General features: G+C 38.1%; 12 protein-coding genes and 1 tRNA gene. 4 read left to right on the top strand and 9 right to left on the bottom strand.

The features are described from left to right. Positions 1 to 21: 21 nt before the first annotated feature. The 3 genes from R4B61_RS01940 to R4B61_RS01950 all read right to left on the bottom strand — a co-directional run bounded on the left by R4B61_RS01940 (position 22) and on the right by R4B61_RS01950 (position 3095). Complete coding sequence (locus R4B61_RS01940) at positions 22 to 1125, bottom strand: D-alanyl-D-alanine carboxypeptidase family protein (protein WP_413627969.1); 1104 nt, start codon at positions 1123 to 1125, stop codon at positions 22 to 24. A gap of 169 nt (positions 1126 to 1294) precedes the next feature. Continuing rightward, on the bottom strand, positions 1295 to 2614 hold the full coding sequence (locus R4B61_RS01945) for an APC family permease (protein WP_413627970.1): 1320 nt from the start codon (positions 2612 to 2614) through the stop codon (positions 1295 to 1297). Positions 2615 to 2948: 334 nt separating this feature from the next. Continuing rightward, positions 2949 to 3095: a hypothetical protein gene (locus R4B61_RS01950; RefSeq protein ID WP_413627971.1), complete on the bottom strand. Its 147-nt coding sequence runs from the start codon at positions 3093 to 3095 to the stop codon at positions 2949 to 2951. A gap of 100 nt (positions 3096 to 3195) precedes the next feature. Between R4B61_RS01950 and R4B61_RS01955 the strand changes: the two genes are divergently transcribed. After that, entirely contained in the window at positions 3196 to 4746 is a 1551-nt protein-coding gene (locus R4B61_RS01955; protein ID WP_413627972.1) for a multicopper oxidase family protein, read from the top strand. 103 nt (positions 4747 to 4849) lie between these two features. On the opposite strand, the gene R4B61_RS01960 is transcribed toward R4B61_RS01955, so the two are convergent. The 3 genes from R4B61_RS01960 to R4B61_RS01970 all read right to left on the bottom strand — a co-directional run bounded on the left by R4B61_RS01960 (position 4850) and on the right by R4B61_RS01970 (position 7706). Next, positions 4850 to 4922: transfer RNA gene (locus R4B61_RS01960), tRNA-Lys, on the bottom strand. A 66-nt stretch (positions 4923 to 4988) separates the two neighbouring features. Beyond that, a complete protein-coding gene (locus R4B61_RS01965) occupies positions 4989 to 6845 on the bottom strand; it encodes a monovalent cation:proton antiporter family protein (protein WP_413627973.1) in 1857 nt (618 codons plus the stop codon). Positions 6846 to 6938: 93 nt separating this feature from the next. After that, positions 6939 to 7706, bottom strand: a complete 768-nt coding sequence (locus R4B61_RS01970; protein ID WP_413627974.1) for a pyrroline-5-carboxylate reductase family protein — start codon at positions 7704 to 7706, stop codon at positions 6939 to 6941. A 187-nt stretch (positions 7707 to 7893) separates the two neighbouring features. On the opposite strand from R4B61_RS01970, the gene zwf reads away from it, so the two are divergent. The 3 genes from zwf to R4B61_RS01985 all read left to right on the top strand — a co-directional run bounded on the left by zwf (position 7894) and on the right by R4B61_RS01985 (position 12491). Further along, entirely contained in the window at positions 7894 to 9375 is a 1482-nt protein-coding gene (zwf, locus tag R4B61_RS01975) for a glucose-6-phosphate dehydrogenase (protein WP_413627975.1), read from the top strand. A gap of 108 nt (positions 9376 to 9483) precedes the next feature. Then, the gene (gene gndA, locus R4B61_RS01980) at positions 9484 to 10917 is read left to right on the top strand and encodes an NADP-dependent phosphogluconate dehydrogenase (RefSeq protein ID WP_413627976.1); all 1434 of its coding nucleotides are present in this window, start codon (positions 9484 to 9486) and stop codon (positions 10915 to 10917) included. A 194-nt stretch (positions 10918 to 11111) separates the two neighbouring features. Then, a complete protein-coding gene (locus R4B61_RS01985) occupies positions 11112 to 12491 on the top strand; it encodes an amino acid permease (protein ID WP_413627977.1) in 1380 nt (459 codons plus the stop codon). A gap of 53 nt (positions 12492 to 12544) precedes the next feature. Here R4B61_RS01985 and R4B61_RS01990 read toward each other — a convergent pair whose 3' ends face one another. From R4B61_RS01990 to R4B61_RS02000, 3 genes are all read right to left on the bottom strand, one after another. Beyond that, positions 12545 to 13573 carry a zinc-binding alcohol dehydrogenase family protein gene (locus R4B61_RS01990; RefSeq protein ID WP_413627978.1) on the bottom strand — a complete coding sequence of 343 codons (1029 nt, stop codon included), beginning with the start codon at positions 13571 to 13573 and terminating at the stop codon, positions 12545 to 12547. Between the two features lie 94 nt (positions 13574 to 13667). Then, positions 13668 to 15074 carry an APC family permease gene (locus R4B61_RS01995; RefSeq protein WP_413627979.1) on the bottom strand — a complete coding sequence of 469 codons (1407 nt, stop codon included), beginning with the start codon at positions 15072 to 15074 and terminating at the stop codon, positions 13668 to 13670. Positions 15075 to 15417: 343 nt separating this feature from the next. After that, a complete protein-coding gene (locus tag R4B61_RS02000; RefSeq protein WP_413627980.1) occupies positions 15418 to 16497 on the bottom strand; it encodes an aspartate-semialdehyde dehydrogenase in 1080 nt (359 codons plus the stop codon). Position 16498: the final 1 nt, after the last annotated feature.

Here is a 16498-nt window from a genome sequence, read left to right on the forward strand (position 1 = left end):
AAATCTCTCCCAATAATCTATCTATTTATTTAATTGTTTTCCTTTTAAAATCACTTCGTTAACCACATCAATCGTATCTTGATAGCGTTGACTGCGATTGGTATAGGCACCAGAACCACTAACAACGGTGATATATTCACGCCCCGTTTTATCTTTCATTAATCCCGTAAATGCTCCCCCTGAATTAGGAGTTGATCCGGTTTTTAACCCTTCAAAGGTTAAGTCCAAGGGATTCTTTAAGTGTGGCAATATATCTTCTTTTAGCCGAGCATATTCGGTACGTCTCATCTTTTCATCACCTGGTTCAGGATGATAATAGAGCGTTTTTTCCCCGTTTACGTATAAATTCCGAATCTCTGGATATAAGTCGATGTTCTTTTTCGCAAGAATTGCTAATTGTCGGGCTGTTGCAAGGTTTTCCGCCTTAGCGGGATCCTTTTTAATTTGATAATCAAACGCGTCTTCGTTAACCTGACCGGCAGCGTTATACCAAGTAGATCCCTTTAAATGAAGTTCTTTGGCCCACTTTTTCAAAACTTGTTGTTGGGTCATATTTTTAGGAGTTAAATAATCTGCCAATGCCAACGCGGCGTCGTTTGCTGAATTAGTATACATGGCGTTAAACAAGTCCTTCACGGAGATTGATTGTCCCTCATGCATATCTAAATGAGCATATGTATCGTTGTTTTTCTTCGACCAATCCTCTTTTTTATCAATTTGAACCTTATCGTCCCAATGAAGTTTTCCAGACTTGATGCGCTTTAAAACCTGGTAAGAGGTTAACATCTTACTTTGAGAAGCAATTCCTACTAAAGTATCACTGTCCTTTTCTCCTAAAACCTGTCCCGTTTTAGCATCGATGACAATGGCATGTTTAGTCGGAACGGTTAGTGGGATAGGCTTCACTTTTGGTTCAGGAATTTTTTTAGCAGTTTTTGCCACTTGCTGACTATTTTCGCGATGATACGTTACCCCACCCCAAATTCCAAGGGAAATCAAAATGATTGTTCCTAGTGCTACCCAGGAAATTAATCGATTTTCTTCAATTATTTTAAAAATTTTTAACTGATGAGAGGTATCTAAATGCGGATTATATTTCTTTTTACGTTTAAAACTGAACTTCATTGCAGCTAGTCTCCTTAATTAAATTAAGCCCACGAAAAATTAATTTTTTTATAATCTTAATGTTCTTATTATAGCAAAAATAACGAATAATCAAGCAAAAATAAAAACAACCCCGAAAATACCTGCACTTCTGCATAATTACTGGAGTTGTTTTTACTTTATTATAAATTTATTTTTTAATTAGATATTGATGTAGGTAGTAAACTGGAATTCCTAAAAGAGTAATTCCTAGTCCGACCATCGCCAATCCGGTTTGATTAATCACCGTAGTAATCACGATGAAGAGTCCCCCAACAATAGCAATGATGGGCACAATCGGATACCAAAGGACTTTGTAAGGACGGTCTAAGTCTGGTTCTTTTTTCCGGAGTACAAACAAGGCCAAGAAGAGGAGGCAGTTGAAAATCCACATTACGAACACCAACATGTCGGTCAAAATATCAAAGCTACCTAATAAAATCATGATAATGGCAATCGTCAAAATAAACAAACTGGCTACATAAGGGGCAGAAGCTCGATTTAATTTTTTGAAATGTTGACTAAATGGTAACAAATTATTATTGGCAAGCGCATAAGGAATTCGCGCCCCCGTCATGGTATAACCATTAATCGTTCCAAATACCGAAACCAAGATTCCAATGGTAACTAATTTACCACCAAAATCACCAAATAATTTACCAGCTACTTCAGCAGCAGTATTAGTATTACCTGCAATGGCAGCAATTGGCATGTTTTTCAAGAAGATCCAGTTTACCAATACATAGATAATCATGATGAAGGTTAATCCAAACACAACCGCCTTAGGAATATCTTTTTTGGGGTGTTTCATTTCACCGGCAATATCACCAATGTTAATCCAACCTTCATAAGCAAACATGGTTGCTAGTAATCCACCAGAGAAGGCCGTTAACATATTAGTGTTATCAGTTGGTTGAATCGGAATAAAGGTTACATCCACGTGACCTGGAATTAACAAACCTACCACTACGATTACAAAAATCGGAATTAATTTAAAAATCAAAGTGGTTGATTGAACTGCCCCTCCGACTTTAGCTCCTAAAATATTTAATCCGGTAATGAACATTACCACTACGATGGCAATTGGAACCGTCATTGCCACGCTTAAATGTAGCAAGACTACTACTTGCGTTCCAAAAATAATTGATAAAGCTGCCATATTAGCAGGCACGTAGATTAACATTTCGGCCCAGCCTAGTAAGAAACCACTTAAAGGACCATAAGTATGCCGCATGTATTGCACACTTCCACCTGTTTCCGGAATTGCTGCTCCCAATTCAGCAACGGTCAATCCCCCACAAATGGTTAGGATTCCGGCAACTATCCAAGCTAATAAAGTCAAACTGACTGAGTGGGTTGCTCCAACCACACTGGCGGTTTTAAAGAAAACTCCACCACCGATTACAGTCCCCATTACTAACGCTAAGGCACTAAATGGTCCAATTGTTCGTTTTAACTTCTGCTCTTCCATTTTAAATCTCCCCTTTAATTCAAATCACTCGATAAAAAAACACCTAGTCAGAAAATTCTAACTAGGTGTTTTGTTTTTAGACTCGTAAGAACATCAACAAATTTGCCATAACCCAGTTAGAATATTTAACCAATATCTAACCAGGCAGAATAAACTAACCTTCCTAGATATAGGCTTTCCAAGAAGAGTTAGAGGATGAATTCAAATTAATCATAATTAATTTTGGCATTGTTTGTGTTCCTTTCTTTTAATTTGTTACATATGATTAAACCATTAAAGTCATTCCAGGTCAATCATTTTTTAAAATATCCCTTTTTGAACCGACAATCGGTAATTATTTGTTCAAAAAAATACACTTTAAAGAATCAACCAACATTCCAATTACCATTAAGTACATTGCCAACATGCCTTTGCCCATCATTAATAACCCTAAAGTGAAAATCCAAAGAATTACTAGGCCCCAACTAATTGTTTTTTTCATGTTTTTCCTCCTAAAATTTAAATTATTAATATTCTAAATTATAGTAACACAACTAAAATAAATGTAGTACACTAGCATTAAATAAAAGGAGGAGTAAAAGATGTCTAAAGAAAACCAAAACGTTTACGACCAATATTTTTTCAACGAATCTGCTTATGATTACCACGATGGTGGCTATGTTCCTTTAGAAGTGGCTGATGTGCCTGAATCTAAACTTGGAATCCCATCATTATTGAAGCCCGATAAGGAAACGGATACTGATGTTTGGTATACAGTGGAAGCCCAACCTGGTGAAACGCAAATTGTTCCCGGTCAAAAAACCAAAACCTGGGGTTACAACCAAAGTTTATTAGGTCAAACTATTGTTTATAAAAGCGGAAAAACCTATCACGTTACTCTAAAGAATAGTTTGCCCGAATTGACTACCTTCCACTGGCACGGTTTGGACGTTCCTGGACCATTTATTGATGGTGGTTGTCACGCACCGGTTTACCCTAACCAACCTAAAGAAATCACTTTCAAGGTTGATCAACCAGCTGCCACTACTTGGCTTCACGCTCATCCCTGTCCACTAACTGGTTGGGATGTTTGGCACGGCTTGGCTGCAATGGTTTTAGTTAAAGATCAACACGAAGCCAGCCTTCCCCTACCTAGAAATTACGGGGTCGACGATATTCCGGTAGTCTTACAAGATCGTCGTTTCGACGAAAATAACCAATGGGATTATGACCGCGACTATGATCCCGATGGTACTGCCGGTCCTACTGCCGTAATCAACGGAACTGTTAACCCCGTTTTTGATGTTACTACCCAAAAATTAAGATTACGTTTTCTTGATGGTTCTAATCGTCGTGAATGGCGTTTACACCTTAGCGATGACCTTACTATGAACCAAATTGCATCTGACGGTGGTTTGTTACCCGAAGTGGTTCAACTTAAAAAATTAATGTTAACTTGTGCAGAACGTGCGGAAGTGGTCCTTGACTTCAAGGATTACAAACCTGGAGACCAAGTAACCCTTTACTCAGATGATGTTCCTATCTTGAAATTTAACATTAAAGAGTTTGCCAAAGATGATACCAAACTTCCAGATCAACTAGCTAAGATTGAATATCCTGACGTTGACCCCGCTGCCCCTATCCACCAAGTGGTTCTTTCTGGAACTGACGAAGAAGTCGCTATGAATGGAAAGAAATTTGGAATGATGCGGATTGATGATCGCCAACAATTAGGCGTTACCGAATATTGGGATATCACTAATACTAACGATTGTTGTGGTGGAATGGTGCACCCTTATCACATGCACGGTGGTTCTTTCCAAATCGTTTCCAGAAATGGAAAGGCTCCCTATCCTAACGAAACGGGATACAAGGATACGGTCGGAGTTAACCCAGGTGAAACCGTTCGGATTAAAATGAAATTCAATTATGCCGGTGTTTTCATGTATCACTGTCACATCATCGAACACGAAGATGGTGGAATGATGGCCCAAATGCAAGTTTGGACTCCCGAAGAACCTAATAAAAAATATGCTTTAATGCCTATGGATACTTTGATGAACGCCCTTGCGGAAGAACGTCACTGTAAACCAGAAGAATTAGTCATCAGAAGTCTAGAATCATACAAAAAGATGGGAATGGATATGTGTTAATCTTCCCTAATAAAAAAGTTTCCTGAAAAATATCAGGAAACTTTTTTTATACCCAAATTTTGGTGAAAAAAAAGACCAATCCACCAGGAAAGGTCTTTATGTATGAGCAGTCAAGGACTTGAACCCCAATCTTCCGGACAAAGGATCCGGCGCTCTAACAGTTGAGCTAACCGCTCGAATTAACTAACTGTTACTAGTATATCAAAAAATAACTAAATTGCAAACAGCTGCTAATCTTTTTTCTAATTTAAGTGGTTAACTTGATGACGAACCTTCGTCCCAATTCCTTTCGGAGCGGAAAAGATAATTCGATCATCGAGTTGTAAAACTGTGGTGCCCACGGGATGAACAATGTTACCAGCTCTAAAGATTCTGGTAATGGTAACTTGATCATTAAATGGTAATTCTTGAATCTTCATTCCTACATATTGATGGTTCTTCAAAGTTACCTCATGGAGTTCCATACTATTAGATTCAATCATTTTAAAAGTTGAAGGAACTTCAATTAATTCCCGAAGCATTGCCACGTTAACAGCAAAAGTATTATAAACTTCTACCCCTAAATCAATCAATTCTTGTTCCTTAGGATTTAAAATGTTGCGATCTTCAAATCTAGCAATCACTCGTTTAACCCCATATTGTTTTGCCGTTTTTGCTAGTTGATAATTTTTTTCCGAATCCATAAAAGAAAAGACGGCAATATCGGCATCGAAAGCACCGCAATCTTTAATTTCAGTTGGATCAATTGATTTTAACAAATGAACCCGAGCCTTATTATCCAAAGTTTCATAGTTGTTTTTATCATCCGTATAGAGCCGTACGTCGTACCAATCATTATCTAATTGCTGTGAAACCGTAATGGTACTCAAATTAGCGCCAAAAATATGCAAGGTAATTGGGGTAACCACGGATTCGTTAGAAACAAATTTCTGATTAAATACCAGTGGTCCTACCACACAGGTGATAATTGCTGCTAATAAAAACGCCCCAGATTGTTGTGAAGACAACAGATGCATGTCGTTTGCCACCTTTAAAATGGCTAACACCATGGTAATGGTAGTAGAAATTAATCCCGTGCCGGCTAATGCATTTTTCTTATCAAAACGAAGCCGGAAAACGGGATAAAGCAATGCTTTTGCCAACCAGTAACTCAAAAGGAAAATAGGGATTAAAATTAGGGTTTTCGGATCAGCAATTAACTCTTTAACATTCAAACCGACCCCACTCATCATGAAGAAGATGGGAATGAAAAATCCATATCCAATTGAGTCTAACTTTTCTTTGGTACTAGGAGTGGGTTGCAATAGTTTATAAACCATTCCACCTACAAAGGCACCTAAAACGGCTTCCGAGCCCACTCCTACAGCCACTGTAGCTAGTAAAGCAATAATGAAGAAGGCCAAGCGGACATCCACCTGCGTAGTTGATTTATTGAAGCTGTCTAAATGATAGAAGAATTTCCGGAAACGGAAAAATACTAATGCAGCAACCGCAAACAAGATTAACGTTAACCATAACGACTTCGAATCAGTTCCAAAAATTGAGATGTAAATCGTTAACGCAATAATGGGAACTACTTCTCCCAGTGCTGAAATTAACAAAATCGTTTGGCCCAATGGGCTGCTTAAGATTCCCTTTTCCTTTAAGGTGGCAATCACGATTCCTAAAGAAACGGTCATAAAGAGAATGGCAGCCAACCATTGATCGCTAAAGAGTCCCGTAAATTTACAGAAGTATCCCAACGCTAATGACATGACCATAATCGTTGCATAACCATATAGTGAAAGTTTAACCGTTGAATATTTAGGTAAGTTTTTTTGTGATTTTTGTTCTAATTCTGATAGTTGCTTTCGTTTTGGTTTAAAGAGGTCAAAATCAATTTCGACCCCACTTAAAAATAGTAAAACAATTACTCCGGTACTTGATAAACCGGAAAGAACTGAGTCTACCTGAACGATATTAAATAGACTGGGACCCAGAATGATTCCAACTAAAATTTCTACTACCGCTGTCGGTAAAATAGAAATTTTGAATTTTGCTAATACCAATGGAGTAATTAAAGCTGCTAACAGAATAATTACTAATGATGTATGTGCCATACTACTCCTCTTTTTCGTTTAAAATTAACCCCGTTAATCTTAGAGAAATCTACCTTTAAACGCAACCAAAATGAACTAAAAATTATAAAAAAATTAATCCGTTCCGTTAGCTCGATTAACCGCCTGATTGATAGCGTTTCTAAAACCATTTTGGTCCAAAGCTACCACCCCTTTAATGGTGGATCCACCCGGAGAGGTTACTTGATCTTTAAGTTCAGCTGGATTTTCACCAGTTTGTAGGGCCATCTGCGCACTTCCAGCCACCATCGCTGCCGCAATTTCATAAGAAGTTTTACGATCCAATCCATTTTGGACTGCCGCATCACTCAAAGCACTTAAAAAAACATCAACAAAAGCTGGACCACAACCCGCTACGGTTCCAACAATATTCAAGTTTTCGGGTTTAACTACGATTGTTTCTCCCATGGTTTGTAAGACCTTAAGCGCCATTTTAAAATCTGCTTCCGTAGTTTCAGTGCCACTAGCAACTGCGATACAGCCAGCATTAACTTCTACGGGAATATTGGGAATCATACAAATTACTGAATTATTTGGAAAAACTTGTTTTAATTCTGCTTCTGAAACTCCTTGAACTGCGGAAACAATAACCGTTTTTTCTCCTACTTGAACCGTTGGTAGAATTTTTAAAGTTATTGGTGCTGGAGTTGCCACTATTAGTAGGTCAACATCCTTAAAATCGTTTTTATCTAACAGTTGAAATCCAATTGCTTGTTGTAAATCTAATAATTCTTGTTTAATTCGATTTCCTTTTACCAACAAATTAGTTGCAGGATATTGGTTTGCTAATCCACGAATCATCGCACTACCCATATGTCCTGCCCCAAGTATTCCAATTTTCATAAATAAACTCCTTTTTCGGTTTTCTTCCATTGTAAACTTTTTCACTCGTGTGTTACTTATTTATGACGCAAATTAATCGTTTAAGATAGCGTTTACATTTAAGCTACATCAGTACGCTTCACGTTTTTTATATTAATAACTATGTTATACTTAAACTGTATACAAATTTATTAAAGGAGTGAATGATATGCCAAATACAACCCCGACTCGAGCACTTTACATGCTCTTTGGTGGTACCGGTGACCTTGCATTACGTAAGTTATACCCAGCTATCTTTAACCTTTACAAAAAAGGTAGTTTGAGTACCCACTTCGCTTTAGTAGGTCTCTCACGTAAAGAATTAACTGATGAAGAATTCAGAGCGAAAATTATTGACTCAATTGCAGCAGAAACTGAAAATCAGGCTCAAGCCGAAGAATTTGCGAGCCACTTCTACTGGAAATCACACGATGTAACTAACCTTGATCACTATCAAGAATTAGGTAAAATCGCTGATGAATTAGACAAAAAATATGAAACTAACGGTAACCGTATTTTCTACGTTTCAATGGCTCCAAGATTCTTTGGAATCGTTGCTAAAAACTTGAAAGATCAAAACGTCCTTTCAGAAAATGGTGGTTTCAACCGTTTAGTAATCGAAAAGCCATTTGGTCGTGATTTCGCATCTGCCAAAGAACTTAACGATGATTTAACTAGTGCATTTAATGAAAACCAAATTTACAGAATTGATCACTACTTAGGTAAAGAAACTACCCAAGCAATTCCCGTACTTCGTTTTGGTAACCCTATGATTGATGCCATCTGGAACCAAAACTACATCAAAGATGTGCAAATCACCCTTGCTGAAAGTCTAGGAGTTGAAGATCGTGCCGGTTACTATGATACTGCTGGTGCCCTTCGTGATATGATTCAAAATCATACCCTTCAAATTGTTAGTTATCTAGCAATGGAACAACCTAACTCATTCATCGATACAGATATTCGTCGTGAAAAAGTTAAAGTTCTTGAAAGTATGAAAATTTACGACGAACAAGGGGTTAAAGATAACTTTGTTCGTGGACAATATGGTGCTGGAGATAACACTCCTGAATACCGCCAAGAAAATGGTGTCCCTGAAGACTCAAATAACAACACTTACGCAGCTGGTAAGATTATTTTTGATAACCCTCGTTGGGGCAAAACTCCTTTCTACATTCGTTCTGGTAAAAAGTTAGCTGATAAAACCGGTCGAATTGATATTGAGTTTAAAAAACCACTTGTTGATATCTTTGCTAAAGGTACTAACCAACCCGCTGAACTCCAATCAAACGTTCTTACTCTTTTGATTGATCCAAAGATTGGCATTAGCTTAGACATCAACACTAAAAACTCTGATCAAGGCTTCCACACTGAAACAGTGGATCTTAATTACCTTCAATCAGATGACCGTGCTGCAGAAGTTCCCCTTCCATATGAACGTCTTTTCCATGACATTCTTAAGGGTGATGGAACTTACTTTGCTAGTTGGCCAGAAGTTGCTGCTGCTTGGAAATTTATTGACCCAGTTCAAAAACTTTGGGACAACACCAAGGGCGATTTCCCTAACTACAAATCAGGTTCAATGGGACCCCAAGCTGCTGACGATTTATTAGCACGTGACGGAAACGCTTGGTACTTTCCCAACAAGTAAATAAAGCGTTTTCAAAATTTAAGCAAATCTATTTCACAATTTTAAAATACAATGATAAACTAATATTGTATTAAAGATAAAAATCATTTATGTAAAGGAAGGCATATTATGGCTGACAAAAAAGCAAATATCGGTGTAATTGGTATGGCCGTTATGGGTAAAAACCTTGCCCTTAACATTGAAAGTCGCGGTTTTACGGTTGCTGTTTACAACCGTTCATCTGCAAAGACTGAACAAGTAATGAAGGACCACAGTGACAAGAACTTGGTTCCAAGTTACGACATTAAAGAATTCGTTGAATCAATTGAAGCACCACGTACTATCTTAATGATGGTTAAAGCTGGTAAGGCAACTGATGCTGTTATCAACGAAACTCTTCCACTTCTTTCAAAGGGTGACACTCTTATCGATGGTGGTAACACTAACTTCCACGATACTATTGCCCGTAACGAAGAATTAGCAAAATCAGGAATTAACTTCATTGGTATGGGAGTTTCTGGTGGTGAACTTGGTGCCTTACAAGGTCCTTCACTTATGCCTGGTGGTCAAAAAGAAGCTTACGACCGTGTTGCTCCAATCTTAGACAAGATTGCTGCTAAAGCTGAAGATGGTAAACCATGTGTTACTTACATCGGCCCTAACGGTGCTGGTCACTACGTAAAAATGGTTCATAACGGTATCGAATACGGTGATGAAGAACTAATCGACGAAGTATTTAACATTTTAAGAAACGCTGCTGGTTACTCAGTTGACCAACTTGCTGAAATCTTCGCTGACTGGAACAAGGGTGAACTTAACAGTTACCTTATCGAAATCACTGCTGACATCTTAACTAGAAAAGATGACTTAGGTGAAGACAAGACTAAGCCTATCGTTGACATGATTCTTGACCGTGGTGCTAACAAAGGTACTGGTAAATGGTCATCAGAAGATGCCTTAGACGAAGGTGCTCCTCAATCAGTTATTACTGAATCTGTTTACGCTCGTTACGTTTCAATGCTTAAAGACGAACGTGTTGCTGCTTCTAAAGTACTTCACGGTCCTTCAGCTGCTAAACCAGAATTTGCTGGTAGCGATATCGTTGAAGACATGCGTCAAGCATTATACTTCGGTAAGATTATGAGTTACGCTCAAGGTTTCGAACAAATGCGTCTAGCTTCAGATAGCCATGACTGGGACCTTAACTACGGTGAATTAGCTCAAATCTGGCGTGAAGGTTGTATCATCCGTGCTCAATTCTTAGACGAAATTACTAAAGCCTTTGAAAAGACACCTGATCTTAACAACTTATTAATGGATCCATTCTTTGGAGACATTGCTAACAAGTACCAAGATGCTGCTCGTCGTGTTGTATCATTTGCTACTGAAGTTGGTATTCCAGTTCCATCACTTGCTGGTGCCATTTCATACTTTGATTCATACCGTGCAGAAGTTCTTCCTGCTAACTTGTTACAAGCTCAACGTGATTACTTCGGTGCTCACACTTACGAACGTACTGACCGTCCTGGAAACTTCCACTACCCATGGTACGAAGAACAATAGAAACTTTTTAAAAAGGGTCGACTATCGTCGATCTTTTTTTGTTTGGTATAATTTATATTTTTAACGCGAAAAATTAAGTTGTAAAAAATGAATCTCATGTGATGTTATTTAACATGAAATATGGTTATAATAGGCAATGAAGTATATAATTACAGGGTGAAAACAAAAATTTACGAATCAAAAAGGAGCAACAAATGTCTCAACCAAATAATAATGATAAGATGATGCGTGGTCTGAAAAACCGCCACGTGCAACTAATCGCCCTTGGTGGAACGATTGGAACTGGTTTATTTTTAGGTTCTGGTGAATCAATTTCACTAACCGGACCATCAATTTTACTAGCCTACACCATCACAGGGATTGTTTGTTTCTTCATCATGAGAGCTTTAGGAACCCTATTACTTTCAGACCTAGAAGCAAACTCGTTCATTACTCCGATTGCTAAATTCCTAGGTACCACGACTGGTTATGTAGCCGGTTGGACCTATTGGATGTGTTGGATTATCGGAGCGATTGCGGAGGTCACGGCCGCCGGAATCTACATCAATTTCTGGTTTCCAAACGTACCCTCGTGGTTAACTGGTCTAATTATTTTGGCAGTCATCTATATGATTAATATCATTAACGTGGCTGCCTATGGTGAAACCGAATTTTGGTTTGCCATGATTAAGATTGTGGCTATTGTGGCCATCATCGTTATTGGTGCTTTTCTAGTAATTATCAATTACAAAACCCCAACCGGACACGCTTCGGTTGCTAACCTTTCTAACCACAAGTTCTTTGGTAACGGTTGGCAAGGATTTGCACTATCCTTCCAAATGGTAGTGTTCTCCCTTACCGGAGTTGAAATGGTTGGAATGACTGCTGGAGAAACCAAAGATCCCGTTCATGTTATTCCAAAAGCCATTGATGCTGTTCCAATGAGAATTATATTGTTCTACATTGGAGCCTTAGCCGCAATTATGTGTGTAATCCCTTGGAATACCATTTCCCCAGATGCCAGTCCATTCGTGGAAGTGTTCAAGAACATTGGAGTTACCGGAGCCGCTGGAATTATTAACTTTGTGGTTTTAACTGCCGCTACTTCCGCATGTAATTCATCAATTTACACTACTGGTCGAATGATGTATTCAATGACTACCAAGAGTACCGGTAAATTTACTAGCAAATTAGGAGTTTTATCTAAACGTAAAATTCCACAAAATGCCATTACCTTCTCACTCTTAATCGTTGCTGCAGCAGTAATGCTAAATATCTTCATTCCTAAGGGAGTCTTCGTCTTTATCGCAAGTATCTCAACTACACTTTTCTTATTCATGTGGATGCTAATTATCTTGGCCCAAATGAAATACAGAAAACAAGTTGATGCTGCCGGTGAAGAAGACAAGTTAGTTTTCAAAATGCCACTTTATCCATTTTCTAGCTACTTTGTCTTAGTCTTCCTAGCCTTTGTTGCTATTGTCTTATTATTCAAGACTAGTTCATTGATTGCCCTAATTGGTTCTTTAATCTGGATTGGTTCACTATATCTAGTAAAAATTAATAGCAATCGCAAAGAAAAACTAAATAAATAAAAACAAAAGACTTAAGCATCGTGATTTTCACTAAATGCTTAAGTCTTTTTTGCTTACCAATCTGTTAGCACAATTTTCCCTAGTGTATGATTGGTTTCAATTAATTCAGTTGCTTTTCTCAGATTTGCCGCGTTGATTGGCGTAATGGTTTTAGTAAGGGTCGTAGTTAACTTACCCTCATCTAACCATTGGCGAACCTGTTCTAAAATTTGGTGTTGCGATTCCATATCACGTTGGAACCATGATTTGAAATACATCCACTCCCAACCAAAACGAATCATCTTGGATTTTAAGGGACTAAAATCAAGCTCTTTTCCAGAACCAGTCGTTGAAACCACGTTTCCTAGTGGTGCAATCAACTTAGTAATAATTGGCCAATATTGGTCTAAATTAGTTAATTCTAAGATGTAGTCAAAATCATTAAATCCAATTTCATGAGCTTGTTCAACTAAGTCTTTGTGATAATCCAGTACGAAGTCTGCACCTTGTTGTTTGGACCATTCCTTAGTCTTTTCGTTACCAGCAGTGGTTACCACTTGCAAATTAGCCAGATGAGCTAATTGGGTAGCAATGGATCCAACTCCCCCTCCACCATTAATAATTAAAATTGACTTTTTAGCGTTTGCTTTGTGATCTTGATAGTCAATCGCCATTTGTTCAAAAAGTGATTCCCACGCCGTTAAACTAGTTAAGGGCATGGCTGCACTTTCAGCTAAAGTTAATTTAGTAGGTGCGTGACCTACAATTCGTTCATCTACCGCTTGATATTCGCTATCACAGCCGGGACGATCATAGGCGCCGGCATAAAAAACGTGATCTCCCGGTTTAAATAGACTACAGTCATCTCCAGTTTTCACGACTGTTCCCACAGCATCATAGCCAATCACCTTGGGTTCTGCTAGTTCTTCTACCTGGGCTTTTCTCGTAAATTTATCCACGGGATTCACCGAAATCGCCTCGATCTTAACCAAAAGATCTCTAGATTGGATTGCCGGAATCTGCGTCTTGAATTCAAATAAACTGCTTTCAGATTGAATTGGTAATGCCTTTTTAAAACCAATTGCTCGCATTGTCTTTTTCATTTTAAATACTCCTTCCTCCAATTTATCCCCATCTTACTACATCTTTTTGGGTAAAAAAATAATAGCGAATCCCATTTCGGATTCGCTATTATTTTTATTTTTGTCGATTTAACTTAGAGTGACGAACTCCATAAAAGACGTAAATCAATAATCCTAGACCAAACCAGATTGCAGCAAATATCAAAGTTTCTTGATGAAGTTGGGTCATCAATCCTACTGAGAATAAGGCTGAAATGATGGGTAATACTGGATAACCCGGCATTTTAAAACCATCATGATCAATATCTTTACGTTTCCGTAATGGAAGAATTCCCAATGAAACAACCGTAAAGGCTAACAGAGTTCCCACACTAACCAAGTCGGTTAATTTATCTAGTGGAATCAAACCTCCGAAGATAGAAATAACGACGGTTGCTACTAATAAGGCTTTTCCAGGTACACCATGCTTGTTAATTTTACCTAAATCACCAGGAATTAAGTGATCACGACCAATGGCATAGATTAATCTGGAAGAAGCATACAACATTGCGTACATCATTGTGTACATTCCAATCAAAGCACCAATTGAAATAACCACGGCAATGGAGTTTTGTCCTACTTTTTGTAGAGCAAAGGCTACTGGATCGGCAACGTTTAATGCTTGATAGTTAACCATTCCAGTTAAAACAAAGGCTACTAAAGCATATAAAACAGCAGCAATAATTAAAGTTAAAATAATTCCCATTGGTAAGGTTTTGCGTGGATTCTTAACTTCCGCAGCTGAACCAGATAAAACATCAAATCCTAAAAAGGCAAAGAAAACCATTGCAGCTCCGGTTAAAATCCCTCTGAAACCAAAGGCTCCGTTAACTCTTTCTGGAATAAATGGATGGTAGTTAGCACTCTTAATGAAGAAGAACCCAATTACAATGAAGAAAACAATGATAGCTAATTTTAAGATAACTAAGAGATTTTCCGTTTTTTGGGAAGTATTCATTCCCTTTCTCAAGGTAAAGGAAATTACTAAAATAATTAAAATTGCGACCACGTTAATGTAAGTTCCATGAGCAGGATCAAAAGGTCCCGTAATTGCCGTTGGTAGTTTAATCACTGGGGCAATTAAACTATTAAAGTATGCTGACCAACCAGTTGAAACCGCGGCAACGGCTAAAAAGTATTCCAAAATCAAAGCCCAACCGACAATCCAACCAACTACTTCACCGAAAATAACATTTCCATATGAATAAGCGGATCCAGCGACTGGTAAAGTTGAGGATACTTCTCCATAAGCCATCGCAACTAAGGCACAAACAATTGCTGCTAAGAAGAAACTAATCACGATTGCAGGTCCCGCTGTGGTTGCTGCAACCGTTCCAGGCAAAATAAAAATCCCTGTTCCAATTACCGCACCAATCCCTAACCCTAACAGGTCTTTAACCGTTAAGGTTCTCTTCAAGGTCTTATCATTATCCAGATAAGCATCTAGTTTTTCTTTTTTGAAAATCCGCTGTATAAATTCCATATCTTCCTCCACTAGCTCATAAATTTTTAAAATAAAAAAGCAAATCGGTCAATTCCGATTTGCTTTAAAAGTAAAAATTAATCGCTTGGTTTCAAACATTACTTTTAAGGGCCTACCGGAACTCTGAACCGATTGACCGCAAAAAGCTTCACGTCTTTCGGTTAATTACCAAAATCCGCAAAATAATAAATTATGTTAGTTAAACTTAGATTTATCATGTTTGAAACTCCCTTTTATTTTTTATAAGTGTACTTCGTAAATAAACAGATGTCAACCGTAAATTTGCTTTTTTGTTCTTAAAAACTAATTATCTAGCTAAATATCGATCAAAATTCTTCGTTTTTTATTTGCCATAGTATTCAGCGGGTACTCGAACCAAGTCATGTTCCACTAGTTTTTCTGCGATTTGCACAGTATTAGCAGCGGCACCCTTCAATAAGTTATCTGAAACTACCCACATGTTATAACTGCCGGGGTTTTCTTGGTCTTCTCTAATTCTTCCCACAAAAGTTTGAGTTGAACCTTCAGCATTAATTGGTTGTGGATAAATTTGATTATCTGGATCATCTTGAAGTGTGATTCCAGCACCGTTTTGCATTAATTCCTTCACTTTAGCAGGAGTTAACTTACTTGAATCTTCAACTTCAAAGAAAACTGATTCCCCGTGACCAATCACTACGGGAACTCGAACACAGGTAGCGTTAACTTTAACGGCGTCTGAGTTCATATCGCCTTCCATAATCTTCTTAGTTTCGTGAACCATCTTCCATTCTTCGTGAGTAGAACCATCTTCTTCAAAAACATCAATTTGAGGGAGTAGGTTGTAAGCTAATGGATAGTGTTTCTTAGCACTCTTAACTGGGAAAATATCGGCGGTCATTTTTTCCCCATTTAGGTGTTGTTGGGCTTGGTGATCTAATTCGGCAATGGCAGTTTGACCAGCACCAGAACCAGCTTGATAAGTTGAAACAATTACTTGTTTCAAACCAGCCACATCTTCAATGGGTTTTAAAGCCACAACCATTTGAATTGTTGAACAGTTAGGGTTAGCAATAATTCCCTTGTGATCGTAAATCGCTTTTTCGTTTACTTCAGGAACGACCAAAGGAACTTCTGGGTCCATCCGGAAAGCACTAGTATTATCAACTGCAACGGCACCACGTTTTACTGCTTCTGGTAAGAATTTTTTAGAAGCAGCTCCTCCAGCTGAAGCTAACACAATGTCAACATCATCAAATGATTCTGGGGTTGCTTCTTCAACCACCACATCTTGACCGTTAAATTGTAGAACTTTTCCAGCAGAACGCTTGGAAGCCAATAACTTAACCGCCTTAACTGGGATTGATGACTTTTCTAATTGTTCGATTAAACGAGTTCCCACGGCACCAGTAGCACCTAAAATTGCAACATTATACTCTCTCATT

Origin of the sequence: Fructilactobacillus vespulae (genome assembly GCF_047324295.1) — a bacterium.
Taxonomy (GTDB): domain Bacteria; phylum Bacillota; class Bacilli; order Lactobacillales; family Lactobacillaceae; genus Fructilactobacillus; species Fructilactobacillus vespulae.